At 67.7% G+C, this 14011-nt stretch carries 13 protein-coding genes; 9 read left to right on the top strand and 4 right to left on the bottom strand.

Annotated features, from left to right (window positions below):
- The first annotated feature begins 85 nt into the window (after positions 1-85).
- The 8 genes from IB230_RS00570 (at position 86) to IB230_RS00535 (ending at position 9137) form a co-directional block, all read left to right on the top strand.
- The gene (locus IB230_RS00570) at positions 86-2308 is read left to right on the top strand and encodes a methyl-accepting chemotaxis protein (RefSeq protein ID WP_192267744.1); all 2223 of its coding nucleotides are present in this window, start codon (positions 86-88) and stop codon (positions 2306-2308) included.
- A 100-nt stretch (positions 2309-2408) separates the two neighbouring features.
- Positions 2409-3317 carry a CheR family methyltransferase gene (locus IB230_RS00565; RefSeq protein ID WP_192267742.1) on the top strand — a complete coding sequence of 303 codons (909 nt, stop codon included), beginning with the start codon at positions 2409-2411 and terminating at the stop codon, positions 3315-3317.
- The gene (gene cheD, locus IB230_RS00560; protein WP_192267740.1) at positions 3314-3916 is read left to right on the top strand and encodes a chemoreceptor glutamine deamidase CheD; all 603 of its coding nucleotides are present in this window, start codon (positions 3314-3316) and stop codon (positions 3914-3916) included. Before IB230_RS00565 ends, cheD begins: the two co-directional genes overlap by 4 nt.
- A complete protein-coding gene (locus IB230_RS00555; protein WP_192271177.1) occupies positions 3913-4983 on the top strand; it encodes a chemotaxis response regulator protein-glutamate methylesterase in 1071 nt (356 codons plus the stop codon). The genes cheD and IB230_RS00555 overlap by 4 nt, the downstream gene beginning before the upstream one ends.
- A gap of 221 nt (positions 4984-5204) precedes the next feature.
- Positions 5205-6395 carry a methyl-accepting chemotaxis protein gene (locus tag IB230_RS00550; RefSeq protein WP_192267738.1) on the top strand — a complete coding sequence of 397 codons (1191 nt, stop codon included), beginning with the start codon at positions 5205-5207 and terminating at the stop codon, positions 6393-6395.
- Between the two features lie 132 nt (positions 6396-6527).
- Entirely contained in the window at positions 6528-7163 is a 636-nt protein-coding gene (locus IB230_RS00545) for a histidine kinase (protein WP_192267736.1), read from the top strand.
- 65 nt (positions 7164-7228) lie between these two features.
- Positions 7229-8875 (top strand): EAL domain-containing protein, encoded by a 1647-nt coding sequence (locus IB230_RS00540; RefSeq protein WP_192271175.1) that lies wholly within the window; start codon positions 7229-7231, stop codon positions 8873-8875.
- Positions 8868-9137, top strand: coding sequence for a GIY-YIG nuclease family protein (locus IB230_RS00535; RefSeq protein WP_192267734.1), 270 nt, complete (start codon positions 8868-8870; stop codon positions 9135-9137). The genes IB230_RS00540 and IB230_RS00535 overlap by 8 nt, the downstream gene beginning before the upstream one ends.
- A 169-nt stretch (positions 9138-9306) precedes the next feature.
- On the opposite strand, the gene IB230_RS00530 is transcribed toward IB230_RS00535, so the two are convergent.
- The 4 genes from IB230_RS00530 to flgA form a co-directional block, all read right to left on the bottom strand.
- Entirely contained in the window at positions 9307-10458 is a 1152-nt protein-coding gene (locus IB230_RS00530; protein ID WP_192271173.1) for an ATP-binding protein, read from the bottom strand.
- 188 nt (positions 10459-10646) lie between these two features.
- Positions 10647-10991, bottom strand: coding sequence for a flagellar protein FlgN (locus IB230_RS00525; protein WP_192267732.1), 345 nt, complete (start codon positions 10989-10991; stop codon positions 10647-10649).
- Between the two features lie 5 nt (positions 10992-10996).
- The gene (gene flgM / locus IB230_RS00520; RefSeq protein WP_192267730.1) at positions 10997-11305 is read right to left on the bottom strand and encodes a flagellar biosynthesis anti-sigma factor FlgM; all 309 of its coding nucleotides are present in this window, start codon (positions 11303-11305) and stop codon (positions 10997-10999) included.
- A gap of 168 nt (positions 11306-11473) precedes the next feature.
- Positions 11474-12127 carry a flagellar basal body P-ring formation chaperone FlgA gene (gene flgA, locus IB230_RS00515; RefSeq protein WP_192267728.1) on the bottom strand — a complete coding sequence of 218 codons (654 nt, stop codon included), beginning with the start codon at positions 12125-12127 and terminating at the stop codon, positions 11474-11476.
- Positions 12128-12900: 773 nt separating this feature from the next.
- On the opposite strand from flgA, the gene IB230_RS00510 reads away from it, so the two are divergent.
- Positions 12901-13854 (top strand): chemotaxis protein, encoded by a 954-nt coding sequence (locus IB230_RS00510; protein WP_192267726.1) that lies wholly within the window; start codon positions 12901-12903, stop codon positions 13852-13854.
- The last annotated feature ends 157 nt before the right edge of the window (positions 13855-14011 follow it).

Raw genomic sequence — 14011 nt, 5'->3', positions numbered from 1 at the left:
CACGGGCAGGGCACGACGCCCTGCCCTGTCTTGGTTGCCACTGAGAGCGGCGCGGCGCGCGCCCCGGTAAAGGAAAAAGAATCCCATGCAGCGGATCAAGAACCTCAAACTGACGACGAAGATGATGCTCGCCTTCGGCGTCGTACTGGCCCTGATGCTGATCCAGGGCATTGCGGCCTTCGTGGGCCTGAACTCGTTGAACGGTGCCACCACCGAAGTCACCGGCCATGTCCTGCCGAGCGTCAAGGCCGCCGGCGACATGCAGAGTCTGCTCGGCGAGTACCGCACCAACTCCTATCGCCAGCATGTGCGCGCCAGCGACGCGGTGAAGGCGGAGGCCAGGAAGCTGGCCGCCGAGACCGAAAAGCGCATCGAAGACGCCAGGCAGGGGTACGCCAAGCTCATCACCAGCCCGGAAGAGAAGAAGGCCTACGACACCTTCTCCAAGGAATGGAAAGCGGCCCAGCAGTCCTACACGGAAGTGCAGGAGATGCTCGACCTCGGCCTGCCGGATGACGCCGTGGACACCTTCATCGGTGCCACGCGCGACCAGCACCGCAAGGCCACCGGGGCACTGACCGCCCTGATCAACGTCGTCGACCAGCAGGCCAAGAGCGCCAGCGCCGACGCCGACAGCACCTACACCGCCTCCAGCACGCTGATGATCGTCATGTTGCTGGCCGGCATCGTCGGCGGCCTGGCCCTGGCCTGGTTCTTCGCCCGCGCCATCGCCAATGCGGTCGGCGAAGCCGTGCGCGTGGCCAACGACGTCTCCGCCGGCAAGCTGGACGGCAAGATCGACACCAGCCGCTCCGATGAAGTCGGCCAGCTGCTCACCGCCATGCAGCGCATGCAGACGCAGGTGCAGTCGGTCATCGCCGCGCAGAGCGACATGGCCGCGCGCCACGACGAAGGCCAGATCAGCTACCGGATGGACGACAGCGCGTTCCCGGGCGAGTACGGCCGCATGGTGCGCGACACCAACGCCCTGGTCGCCTCGCACCTGCAGGCGATCGGCGATGCGCTGAAGATCATGCAACGCTACTCGGTCGGCGACCTCAGCCAGGACATGCCCAAGCTGCCCGGCGAGAAGGCCAACCTGACCGAGACGATGGACGCCACCAAGGCCAACCTGTCCGCGATCAACGGCGAGATCAAGCGCCTAGCCATGGCCGCCTCGTCCGGCGACTTCACCCAGCGCGGCGACGTGGACAAGTACCAGTACGACTTCCGCGACATGATCGACGGCCTGAACCAGCTGATGGAGACGACCGACGAGAACCTGGCGGAAGTGTCCGAGCTGCTGCAGGCCATCGCCCGCGGCGACCTGACCGCCCGCATGGAAGGCGACTTCCACGGCGTGTTCGCCACCATGCGCGACGACGCCAACGCCACCGTCACGCAGCTGACCGACATCGTCGGCCGCATCCAGGACGCCTCCACCAGCATCAACACCGCCGCCGGCGAGATCGCCTCCGGCAACTCCGACCTGTCGCGCCGCACCGAGCAGCAGGCCGCCAACCTGGAAGAAACCGCCGCCTCGATGGAGGAACTGACCTCCACCGTGCGCCAGAACGCCGAGTCCGCACGCCAGGCCAACCAGTTGTCGATCGGTGCCGCCGGCGTGGCGTCGCAGGGTGGCGACGTGGTCGGCAAGGTGGTGACGACCATGCGCGACATCGAGCAGTCGTCGAAGAAGATCGCCGACATCATCTCGGTCATCGACGGCATCGCCTTCCAGACCAACATCCTGGCGCTCAACGCCGCGGTGGAAGCCGCCCGTGCCGGCGAACAGGGCCGTGGTTTCGCCGTGGTCGCCTCGGAAGTACGTACCCTCGCCCAGCGCTCGGCCAACGCGGCCAAGGAGATCAAGGGCCTGATCGAGACGTCCGTGGACAAGGTCGCCGATGGTTCCAAACTGGTGAACCAGGCCGGTACCACCATGGCCGAGATCGTGGCCTCCGTGCAGCGCGTGACCGACATCATGGCCGAGATTTCGGCGGCCTCGCAGGAACAGTCGGCCGGCATCGAGCAGGTCAACCAGACCATCACGCAGATGGACGAAACCACCCAGCAGAACGCCGCGCTGGTGGAAGAAGCCTCGGCCGCCGCCCGTTCGATGGAAGAACAGGCGCAGGTCCTGAGCGAATCGGTGTCGGTGTTCAAGCTGCATGCCCACGCGGCGCCCGCCGCCAAGGCGGTCAAGGCGGCTCCCGCTGCCGCGCCGGCCAAGCCGGCCGTCCGGGCCGCCGCCAAAGCGGTGCTGGAACCGGCCCTGGCCGACGGCGACGACTGGCAGGAGTTCTGAGGCACGCGGTTTGCATCAGTCCAGCCGATGATCGATGTACCGTCCCCGTGACGGTGCATCGGTCGAGTACTCCCTCAGTACCCGCTCTCTCGAGACGCCCATGTCCGTCAGTACCCGCTCCATCGCCCCGGTAACCTCGACCCGACGGACTTCCCCGCTCCCCGCCGACGACGCACCTGCCAGCGGCACGCGTGACTTCGAGTTCGACGACCGCGACTTCCGCCGCGTCGCCGACCTGATCCGCCAGCGCGCCGGCATCGCCCTGGCCGACGGCAAGCGCGACATGGTCTATGGCCGGCTTTCGCGCCGCCTGCGCGCGCTCGGCCTGCGCAGCTTCAAGGATTACCTGGACCAGCTGGAACGCGACGGCGGCGACGAATGGCAGGCGTTCACCAACGCGCTGACCACCAACCTCACCTCGTTCTTCCGCGAGCCGCACCACTTCGAACGCCTGCAGGAAGAACTGGCCAAGCGCCGCCACGACGGTCCGCTGAAGATCTGGTCCTGCGCCGCGTCCACCGGCGAAGAGCCCTACTCCATCGCCATCTCCGCCTGCGAGGCCTATGGCACGCTGACGCCGCCGGTGCGCATCCTGGCGACCGACGTGGATACGCAGGTGCTGGCCACCGGCGAACGCGGCGTCTATCCGGTCGAGCGGATCGCCGGCCTGAGCGACGCGCTGAAACGGCGCTATTTCCAGCGCGGCAGCGGCCCCAACGAAGGCAAGTGCCGCGTGCATCCGGCGCTGCAGCAGCTGATCGAGTTCCGCCCGCTCAACCTGCTGGCGCCACGCTATGACGTGACCGGCCCGTTCGTGGCGATGTTCTGCCGCAACGTGATGATCTATTTCGACAAGCCGACCCAGCGCGGCATCCTCACGCGCCTGGTCCCGCACCTGGCCGACGACGGCATGCTGTACACCGGGCATTCGGAAAACTACCTGCACGCGGCCGACATCATCCAGCCGTGCGGTCGCACGCTGTACCGCCGCGCCAAGGGCGCCGCATGAGCGCCGCCGCGGCCGCCTTCGCCGATGGCAGCGTGCTGCGCTACCACGACATCCGCTTCAAGACCGAAGCCGCCAAGCTGCTGCCCACGCAGTACCTGGTGGTGGACGATCACACTGCGCTGGTCACCGTGCTGGGTTCGTGCGTGGCCGCCTGCATCCGCGACCCCTTGCTGAAGCTGGGCGGCATGAACCATTTCCTGCTGCCCGACGGCAACGTCGGCGACGGCGCGCCGGCGCGCTACGGCAGTTACGCGATGGAACTGCTGATCAACGACCTGCTCAAGCGCGGCGCCTCGCGCAGCCGGCTGCAGGCCAAGGTGTTCGGCGGCGCCAACGTGCTGAAGGGCTTCACCAGCAATCCGGTGGGCACGCGCAACGCCGAGTTCGTCCGCCGCTACCTGGAGGCCGAGCGCATTCCGGTGGTGGCCGAAGACCTGCGCGGCATCCATCCGCGCAAGGTGTGGTACTTCCCCGACACCGGCCGTGCGGTCGTGCAGCGCCTGCCGCATGCCCACGATGCCGAAGTGCTGGCCGCCGAATCCGCGGCCCGCGCCCGCCTGTCCAAGGCTCCCGTCACCGGGGGCGTGGAGCTGTTCTGATGAGTACGTCCCCTTGCCGCGTGCTGATCGTCGACGACTCGGCGGTCGTGCGCCAGATCCTGACCGAAATCCTGTCCCGCGACCCCGGCATCGAGGTCGTCGGTTCCGCCGCCGATCCGCTGCTGGCGCGCGACAAGATCAAGCGCCTCAATCCGGACGTGATGACGCTGGACGTGGAAATGCCGCGCATGGACGGCCTGGCGTTCCTGGAGAACGTCATGCGGTTGCGGCCGATGCCGGTGGTGATGATTTCCTCCCTGACCGAGCGTGGCGCCGACACGACGCTGCAGGCGCTGGCGCTGGGCGCGGTGGATTTCGTCTCCAAGCCCAAGCTCGACGTCGCCAGCGGCCTGCAGGCGTATTCCGACGAGATCATCGCCAAGGTCAAGACCGCGGCGAAGGCGCGCGTGCGTCCGCTCGCGCGCACCGGTGCACCGCGCGTCGGCCTGGACACCGCGCTGCCCGCACCGCCCGCCCTGCGCTTCCGCACCACCGACCGCCTGATCGCCATCGGCGCGTCCGCCGGCGGTACCGAAGCGTTGCGCGTGGTGCTGGAGCAGATGCCGGCCGACGCGCCCGCCATCGTGCTGACCCAGCACATCCCGGCCGGCTTCAGCCGCGCCTTCGCCGAACGGCTGGACCGGCATTCGGCCATGGCCGTGCGCGAGGCCAGCGACGGTGAAGCCATCCTGCCGGGGCACGCGTACCTGCCGCCCGGCGGGCAGCACATGCGGATCATCCGCGACGGTGCGCGCTGGCGTGCCCGCATCGACGACGGTCCTGCGGTCAACCGCCACAAGCCGGCGGTCGACGTCCTGTTCCGCTCGGTCGCGCAGAGCGCCGGCGGCAATGCGGTGGGTGCGATCCTCACCGGCATGGGTGACGACGGCGCGCGCGGCCTGCTGGAAATGAGCCAGGCCGGCGCACCGACGCTGGTGCAGGACGAAGCCAGCAGCGTCGTATGGGGCATGCCGGGCGCCGCCATGCGCCTGGGCGCCGCCAAGGAAGCCTTGCCGCTGGAACGCATCGCCCAGCGCCTGCTCGACCTGGCCGCGGCGATCGCCTGAGTCTCCAGGATTGCTGTTGTGGGAGCGAGGCAAGTCGCGATGACGGGACCACGATGCCTGAACGAGGAGCATCCCGACTCACGTCGCTCCCACAACAACCTGTCGCACAAGCGGCAACGTCCGTCACAGATCGCCCGCAACTCCGGAACCGCCGGATTTCCCGCCTAAAGAGCCGATCCGCACGGCCGATACTCATCAGTGAGCTTCAGCAGAGAGCACCCATGTATTCGCGCATCCTGGTTCGTTTGGCGGCACCCCTCATCCTCACCTTGCTGTTCCCGGTGTCGGTCGGCTTCGACTGGCCCAATGCCCTGCAATGGGCGCTGCTGACGTCGTTGACCCTGGCCTGGCTGATCTTCGCCTGGCTGACCGTGACGACCTCGCACCAGATCTCCCCCGAGCACGCCAGCGTCGTGCGCGAACAGGATGCCCTGCTGACCGAACTGCGCCGCTTCGTCAACAACGAGATCGAGGGCTCGCGCAGCGAGATCGACCGTGCCCGCGAACTGATCCGCGAAGCCGTCGGCAACCTGGGCGGCAGCTTCGATGCGATGAACCGCAAATCGCGTGAACAGAGCGCAGCGATCTCCCGCATCATCGACCGCAACGGCGAAGGCGACCGTGCCGGCGTGGACGTGGCGCGCTTCGCCCAGAACGCCAGCCAGCGCATGGAGCAACTGGTCGAGGCGCTTGAACAGGTGGCTGGCCAGAGCGGCACCACCGTGCACCACATCGACGACATGGCGCAGCACCTGGACGGCATCTTCTCGCTGCTGGAAGACGTCAAGTCGATCGCCGACCAGACCAACCTGCTGGCACTGAACGCCGCCATCGAAGCGGCGCGTGCCGGCGAAGCGGGACGCGGCTTCGCGGTGGTCGCCGACGAGGTGCGCAATCTGTCCGAACGCTCCACCGCCTTCAACGAGCAGATCCGCAAGCTGGCGCACAGCTCGAAGGAATCCATCGCCAAGGTGCGCGACACCGTGTCGAACATGGCCTCGCGCGACCTGGACCGTTCACGCGAAGCCCGTAGCGAAGCGGCCGGCATGCTGAACCAGGTCGCCGCGATCAACGCCTCGCTGGGCGACGGCATGCGCGAGGTCTCGATGTGCGGCCACGCCATCGACGCCAGCGTCGCCGAGGCCGTCCGCTCGCTGCAGTTCGAAGACATCGCCACCCAGTCGCTGGGCAGCGCGACCACGCATCTGGACCGCCTGACCGCCATCAACAAGGAAGCGCTCGCCCTGCAGGAACTGCTGCACCGTTCGGGCGGCGCCACCGACAACGAACTGCTCAGCGCACTGCGCCTGATCGGCAACCGCCTGCGCGACCAGCGCACCGAATGGGAGCGTCCGCCGCACAAGCCGGTCGCGCAGCAGAACATGGGCGCGGGTACGGTCGAACTGTTCTGATCGCGCATCCCGCTGGACACGATTGAAGCTGATGGGGCGGCCTAGGGCCGCCCCATCGCGTTTCCGGCCCTCGGGTGCACGACCCGGAAGCCGCGCTGGCATACTGCGGCCACGCCCGCAACGTGTGCCTCGATGCCGACTTCGCCGTCCTCCGCCCAACTGCTGCTGCAGCTGTTCCGCCTGCAGGAAGCCGATCGTCACCGCGTTGGCCGTGCCCTGCACAACCAGGTCGGGCAGTCGCTGTCGGCGATCCGCATGGGCGCGCATCTGGTGCAGTCCGAGGATGATCCGGAGATCCGTCAGGAAGACCTGCACGAAATCATCCGCGCCAGCGACGAGGCCGTCGCCCTCGTGCGCGAGCTGCACGCGACGCTGCATCCGCCGCAACTGGACTCGATCGGCCTGGATGCCGCCCTGCGTGCCGAACACGAGCGGCTGTTTCCCGGCGCAGCCCTCGCACTGGCGGCCTTGCCGCATTCCCTTGCGGCGGACAGCGCACTGGTCGCGTTCCGCATCGCGCAGACCGTGATGCGCGCCGCCTCGGAGGCGGACAACCCGCTGATCCTGGTACTGGCTGGCGATGAGAACGCGTCGGGGGCGATGACCCTCGACATGCAGTCGGATGCCGACATCGACCGCGCAGACCTGCCCCTCCTGCAGGCGCTGGCAGCCATGGTGGATGGCAGGCTCGACGCCATGACGGGCACGCACTGGCGACTTCGCCTACCCTATGGCCCCACGTCCACCGACCCCAGCGATTCCGCGTGAATTCCGAGCACGCCCACCTGCCCCGCCTGCCGCGCCTCGGCGCCGGCGAACCCGACCTGCAGCGGATGGTCGACGCCGCCACGGCGGAAGGCACGCCGTTGATGCTGCTCTACATCGACATCGACCACTTCCGCTCGATCAACGAGAACATGGGTGTGGAAGTCGGCGACGAGGCGCTGGCGATCCTGAGCGACCGCCTGCAGCAGGCACTGGGACCCGAAGCGCGCGCCTGGCGCCACGGCAGCGACGAGTTCATCGTGGCGGTGCCGCGCGTACCGGGCACACTGCCGCCGGAGCGCTTCGGCGACCTGTTGCGCGAGCAGATCGAACTGCCGATGACGGTGCTGCCGTACACGCTGTTCCTCACCGGCACGCTCGGCGTGGCGCTGTGTCCCGAACACGCGGACACCGCCTCGGGCCTGCTGCAGTGCGCGGAAAGCGCGATGGAACAGGCCAAGCACGAAGGCATGAACCTGGTGCGCCTATACCGGCGCGGTGCGGCGATCACCGCGCGCAGCGACAGCATCATCGCGCGGCAGATCGTCAACGCCATCCATCACAACGAACTGCGCCTGTTCTACCAGCCGCAGATCAACGCACATGACGGCCGGGTGGTCGGCATGGAGACGCTGCTGCGGTGGTACTCGCCTGCCCTGGGCCTGCTGGTGCCGGAGCGCTTCATGCACGTGGCCGAGAAGCTCGGCGTGATCGTGCAGATCGGCGACTGGGTGCTGCGCAACGCGTTCAAGCAGGCGCGCGTCTGGCGCGACTGGGGCTTCGACGACTTCGAGATCGCGGTCAATGTCTCCACCTTGCAGCTGCTGCGGCCCAGCTTCGTGTCCGAAGTGCTGGAGTCGATGCAGGAAGCCGGCATCCCGCCGCAGATGGTGGTGCTGGAAGTGCGCCAGAACGCGCTGGCCAAGGACATGAACCTGGTCCACCGCACGCTGGCGCAGCTGCACCGCGAGGGCGTGCGGCTGACGCTGGACGATTTCGGCATGGGCGACTCCAACCTGGATTCGCTGGTGCGCTTCTCGGTGGACAAGATCAAGATCGACCGCAATTTCGTGAAGGGCGTGCCGTCGGGCAACCGCGAGGTCGCCATCACCTGCGCCATCATCGCGATGGGACACCAGCTGGGCATGAAGGTCATCGCGCACGGCGTGGAAACCGACACCCAACTCGGTTTCCTGCGCCGCAACCAGTGCGACATGTTCCAGGGCCACCTGTTCGGTGAACCGATGTCGGCCGAGGACGCCGGTGCCGTGCTGCGCCGCCGTTACCTGCGCGCGGACGCGTTCGCCGCCACCAAGCCCGACCGCACGCTGCTGCTGCTGGACGACGAGGAGAACATCCTGCGTTCGCTGGTGCGCCTGTTCCGTCGCGACGGCTACCGCATCCTCGCCGCCAGCAACGTCACCGATGCGTTCGAGCTGCTGGCGACCAACGACGTGCAGGTCATCCTGTCCGACCAGCGCATGTCGGACATGAGCGGCACCGAGTTCCTCGGCCGCGTGCGCCTGCTGTATCCGGACACGGTGCGGCTGGTGCTGTCCGGCTACACCGACCTGGCGACGGTGACCGAGGCGATCAACCGCGGCGAGATCTACCGCTTCCTGACCAAACCGTGGAACGACGACGATCTGCGCGAGCACATCCGCCAGGCCTTCACCACCTACGAGAACCAGCCGCACCACCGCGCGCATGCCTGACAGCGGCACGACGACGGACAGCTGGTGCCTGTACCTGCTGGAATGCCGCAACGGCGCCTTCTACGCCGGCATCACCAATCGCCTGGACGCGCGCTACGCCGCGCATGTCGCCGGCACCGGCGCGAAGTACACGCGTGCGAATCCGCCGGTGCGGGTGCTGGCGAGCCGCGCGTATCCGGACCGCAGTGCCGCCTCGCGTGCGGAGGCGCAGCTGAAGCGATTGCCCAGGGCGAAGAAGCTCGCCTTCTTCGAATCGCGCTGACGTGGATGCAAATGCAGATGTGGGAGCGACGTAAGTCGCGAACGCGAGAACCGAACTATTGTGATGGCGTCGAACGCACCTCAGGCCCGTCGCACGGATCACGTTTCATGACGACCGGGCTTCATGATCGCGACTAACGTCGCTCCCACACCTACAAGCATCGGATCGCTTAAGCCGCGTCGGCGGCCGGCTGGCGGATCGGCAGCGTGATGCGGAAGCAGGCACCGGCACCGGGCACGTTGCGCGCCTCGATGCGACCGTTGTGCTTCTTGACGATGCCGTAGGAGATCGACAGGCCCAGGCCGGTGCCGCTGCCGACCGGCTTGGTGGTGAAGAACGGATCGAAGATGCGCTGCAGGATCTCGTCGGGAATGCCGTGGCCGCTGTCCTGGACATCGATCCAGACCTCGTCGCCCTCCACTCCCGTGCTCACGGTGATCGTGCCGCGCTCGTCGATGGCATGACTGGCGTTGAGCAGGATGTTCATGAACACCTGGTTCAACTCGGACGGCCGGCACTGCACCAGCGGCAGCTTGCCGTAATGCTTCTCCAGCGTGACCTTGTACTTCAGCTCGTTCCAGATGATGTTGATGGTGGAGTCGAGCCCGGCGTGCAGGTCGGCGGATTTCCAGCTGTCGTCGCGGCCGGAATAGGAGAAGTCCTTCAGGTTGCGCACGATCGCGGTAACGCGCTCGATGCCCTCGCGCGACTCGGACATCAACTGCGGCAGGTCGCCGGTGATGAAGTCGATGTCGGCACGCGCCCGCAAGTCCTCGATCTCGGACAGCATCGCCTTGGGATCGGGCAGGCGGAGCGCCCGTTCGTAGAGCTCGATCAGTGAGAACAGGCTGTGCAGGTACTCCTGCAGCGAGCCGAGGTTGGAATGCACGTAGCCGATGGGGTTGTTGATCTCGTGCGCTACGCCGGCCGCCAGTTGGCCGATCGACGCCATCTTCTCCGATTGCACCAGCTGTTCCTGCGCACCGGCCAGTCGCACCAGCGTCTGGCGCAGCTGCGCGTGGCGGCGTTGCAGTTCCTGCTGCCGCGCATGCGCTTCGCTGACGTCGTGGAACACCACCATGCAGTGGCCACCGCCGGGATTGTCGTGGAAATACGCGCGCACCTGCAGCACCAGGCCATCGGCCAGCGTCAGGTCGCCGTTCCAGCGCCCGGATTCGCGGGCGGTGCGGATCGCGTCCGCAGGCAGCAAACGGGACAACGCATCGAGTGCATCGGCTTCATCGCCCACGAGCGCGCAGGCCGCGGCGTTGGCGTGCAGGGGACGTGCATCGCCACGGCACAGCAGGTAGCCATCGTCCATCAGTTCGGCCAGCGCCTTCAGATCGGCGAAGCTGGGGATGTCGTCCGCGGTGCAGCTGGCGGAGGGGGGATTCGGGGCTGAGGGTGTGGCCACGGATGCATCGGGTGGCGGCGATGGGGCGCCAGTATCCGGCGCGGCCGCAGGGGCGGCAAGGTGCGGTGTCGCAGTTTGCGGATCGGGCACCGGGCTCAGGCCACGGCGATCGGGCGCGGCGCGGTGGTCGTCGAGGTCTGGCCCTGCGCGTCGTAGGCGCCGTGGCTTTCGGTGCGGCCGAGGTGGCGCAGCGCCCAGTTCACTTCGCGACGGCGACGCGCGAGCAGGATGCCGTTCGCATGGTTTTTCTCGGCCAGGTCGGCCAGGCTTTCGCGCAGGTCGTCGGGGAAGCCGAAGCCGGCGGCTGCGGTCTCCAGCGCGCGCAGCGCGTCCAGCTTGTCCTGGGTACAGCGCACGAGCGCTTCCACGTCGTGCTCGACGATGGCGCGACGCTCCTCTTCCAGGGCCGTGGACAGTCGCTGGAGGGACGCGTGGTTCATCGTGCTCAGCCGCCCAGCTGGTCTTCCAGGCCAAGCATGCCGTCGGCGATCGCCTCGGCGTTGATCTTGTACGTGCCGGACTGCAGCGCTTCGCGCACGGCCGCCACGCGGGCTTCGTTGATCGCCGGCGCCGTGGCCAGTTCGCGCTGCATCGCCTGCAGGCTGGTGGCTTCACCGGTCAGACGCAGGCTGTCGCCCGCCGCACTGGCTTCCACGGGGCTGGAACGATCGGCGCCGGCGGATGCGACACGGCCACTTACGGGGCCCGTGGTGCGGATGGCGGCAGGGGGAGTGCCTTCGATTTTCTGGTTCATGTCAGTCACCTGTAACAGGGTTCATAGGAGTTATCGGCCGCCACCCGGTGGACTTTAGTGACGGATCGCACAATTCCGAGGGGACGCCGGATTCTGCCCGATGTCCTTCCACCCAGCGTCGGTATCGGCCCCTTCCAGGACATCTTGAGGGCGAATGTGGAATTTTTTTCATCGACTCACCCAGACGTCGCCGCCCGCACCCACGATGCCCTGCACCACACGGCGCGAAGACAGGTTCTCGACGGTCACCCGCTCGTTCTCGCCGGCATCGGCCAGCGCCTTGCCGGCCACGCGGACTTCCACGCCACCCCGACGGGATACCAGCGCCACGTTGTCGCCGCGACGTATGAGGCGCTGCGCGACCAGGTCCGTCGACGCCAGCACCGCGCCGGCCGGCAGCATGCGCCGGGCGACGCGGCCTACGGCCTGCGCCGGATCGGCGACGGCGGCACCCACGATACGCGAGGCGTCGCGGCGCTCGGCGACGAAGGCGTCGGCGGTGATTGTTTCGCCAGGCGCGATTCCCCGCGCCAGCACCAGGACGGTCTGGCTGCGGCGCACGCGCACCGGCACGAACAGGCGCCAGCCGGCATCCTGCGGGCAACTGACCTCCACGCTGCTGCTCCCCTGCACGCGCGCGACCAGCGCGGCGCCACAGCGCGGCAGGCGCAGGGCCGGATCGAGCGTGGCATCGGCCTCGCTGCCGGGAGGCAAGGCACCGATGGCAGCGGCCTTGATGCTGTCGACCGGCTGGAAATCCGCGGCCAGCACGGCGCACGCGGTCAGTCCGCCGATCAGGGCGGTGGTCAGGCGCAGCAGCATGGGTGGGCTCCGGTGGTTCATCGGCGAGGAAGGTGCAAGCGGTGTGCCAGAAGCCGTCCCCTCTTAGGGCCTTCGGCGTGAGGTTTCTTGACGCTGGGGTTTGGTGCCGCTCGCCGCGGAGGCCTTCTTTCTTTGCTTGTGCAAAGAAAGAAGCAAAGAAACACACCCCAGGCGGCACGCCCGGCGCTACGCGCCGGGTCCGCGAGCGGGCCGGGAATTTTCGTATGGCACCTCCATGTGCCATACGAAAACGCCGTCATCCATGACGGCGCCCTTCGGGTTTTATCCGTCCCACTCGCCGTGCCTCATGGGGACCCGGAAGCAACGGCAGCGGCGAAAACGAGCGTCGACCCATCAGCTACAGCTTTGGGCCCCCTGAGGGCCGGCAGTCACAGCGGGCAAAACCCGCAGGGCGGCGCACAAGGATGTGCGCCGTTTTCGTACGGGGCAGGATGCCCCGCACGAAAATTCCCGCTGGGACTGCGAACCCGCCGCGCAGCGGCGGGCGGACCGCCGGGGTGTGCTTTCTTTGCTTACTTTCTTTGCACAAGCAAAGAAAGTAAGGCCCCCGCGGCGAGCGGCACCATGCCGGCACCTCAAAGGAACGATCCCGGCAGGCCCAGGAATCCAACGCGGCGGCGTGGGCAGGCCAATGCCCCGCACAGGCAACAGACTTCGTTGGCCCACTCCACAACCCCTCTCCCGCAGGGAGAGGGGCTTCACAGCTTCGGCAGCCCCCTCAAGAGCCCTCCCCCCCGGCCGATATGCTGGACATGACCCAGGACCTGCTCAACCGCATCGACCAGCGCACCCGCCTGGCCGGCCACAACCGCCTCGCCCTGCTGCTGTTCCGCCTGGGCGGGCGTCAGCTTTTTGGCGTCAACGTCTTCAAGGTGCAGGAAGTGCTGCGCCGCCCGGGCCTGTTCCAGCTGCCCGGCCTGCCCTCCGAATTCGTCGGCGTGGCGGACGTGCGCGGGCGGTCCGTGCCGGTGCTCGATCTGGGCCTGAGCATCCGCCACCCCGAGCGCGACCCGAATCCCGAGAATGCCCCCAACTACCTGGTGGTCACCGAGTTCAACCGCTCGGTGCAGGGCTTCCTGGTCAGCGGCGTGGAGCGCATCGTCAACATCGCGGTGGAGGACATCCATCCGCCGCCGGAGCTGGGCGCGGAAAACAGCTTCCTGACCGCGGTGACGCGGTTCCAGGGCGAATTGATCCAGGTGATCGACGTGGAAAGCGTGCTGGCCGACATCTGCCAGTCGCGCATGGACGCCACGCTCGCGCCGGAAATGGCCCTGCCGGCCGACGCCCCGCCGATGCAGGTGCTGGTGGTCGACGATTCCCGCGTGGCGCGCTCGCAGATCCGCAGCGTGCTGGAGCAACTGGGCGTCACCGCCACCCTGCTCTCCGATGGCCGCCAGGCGCTGGACCATCTCTTGCAGGTGCACGCCGCCGGCGAGAACCCGGCCGATCGCTACGCCATGGTCATCTCCGACATCGAGATGCCGGCCATGGACGGCTACACACTGACGACGGAAATCCGGCGCCATCCCGGCCTGGCCGGCCTGTACGTGCTGCTGCACACGTCCCTGTCGGGCGTATTCAACAACGCCATGGTCGAACGGGTGGGCGCCAATGCCTTCGTGGCCAAGTACAGCCCGCACGAGCTGGCCGAACACGTGCTGTTCCGCCTGAACCAGGTGGCGGCGGCAAGAATGGCCGCCTGACGGCGTAGAGCGGAGCTTGCTCCGCTGGCGGTCGGACAGGATCCCACGCCCGGCCGTAAAGCAGTCGAGCAAGCTCGACTCTACGGCTTCCTGTCCAGAAGCTCGCGCTGAGCGCGCGTTCTGGCACACGCCTTGCACCTGCCCCGGCAACGGTCTG

The organism is Pseudoxanthomonas sp. PXM01, assembly GCF_014851815.1.
Lineage (GTDB): Bacteria > Pseudomonadota > Gammaproteobacteria > Xanthomonadales > Xanthomonadaceae > Pseudoxanthomonas_A.
This window is presented reverse-complemented; position numbering and strand designations above follow the sequence as displayed.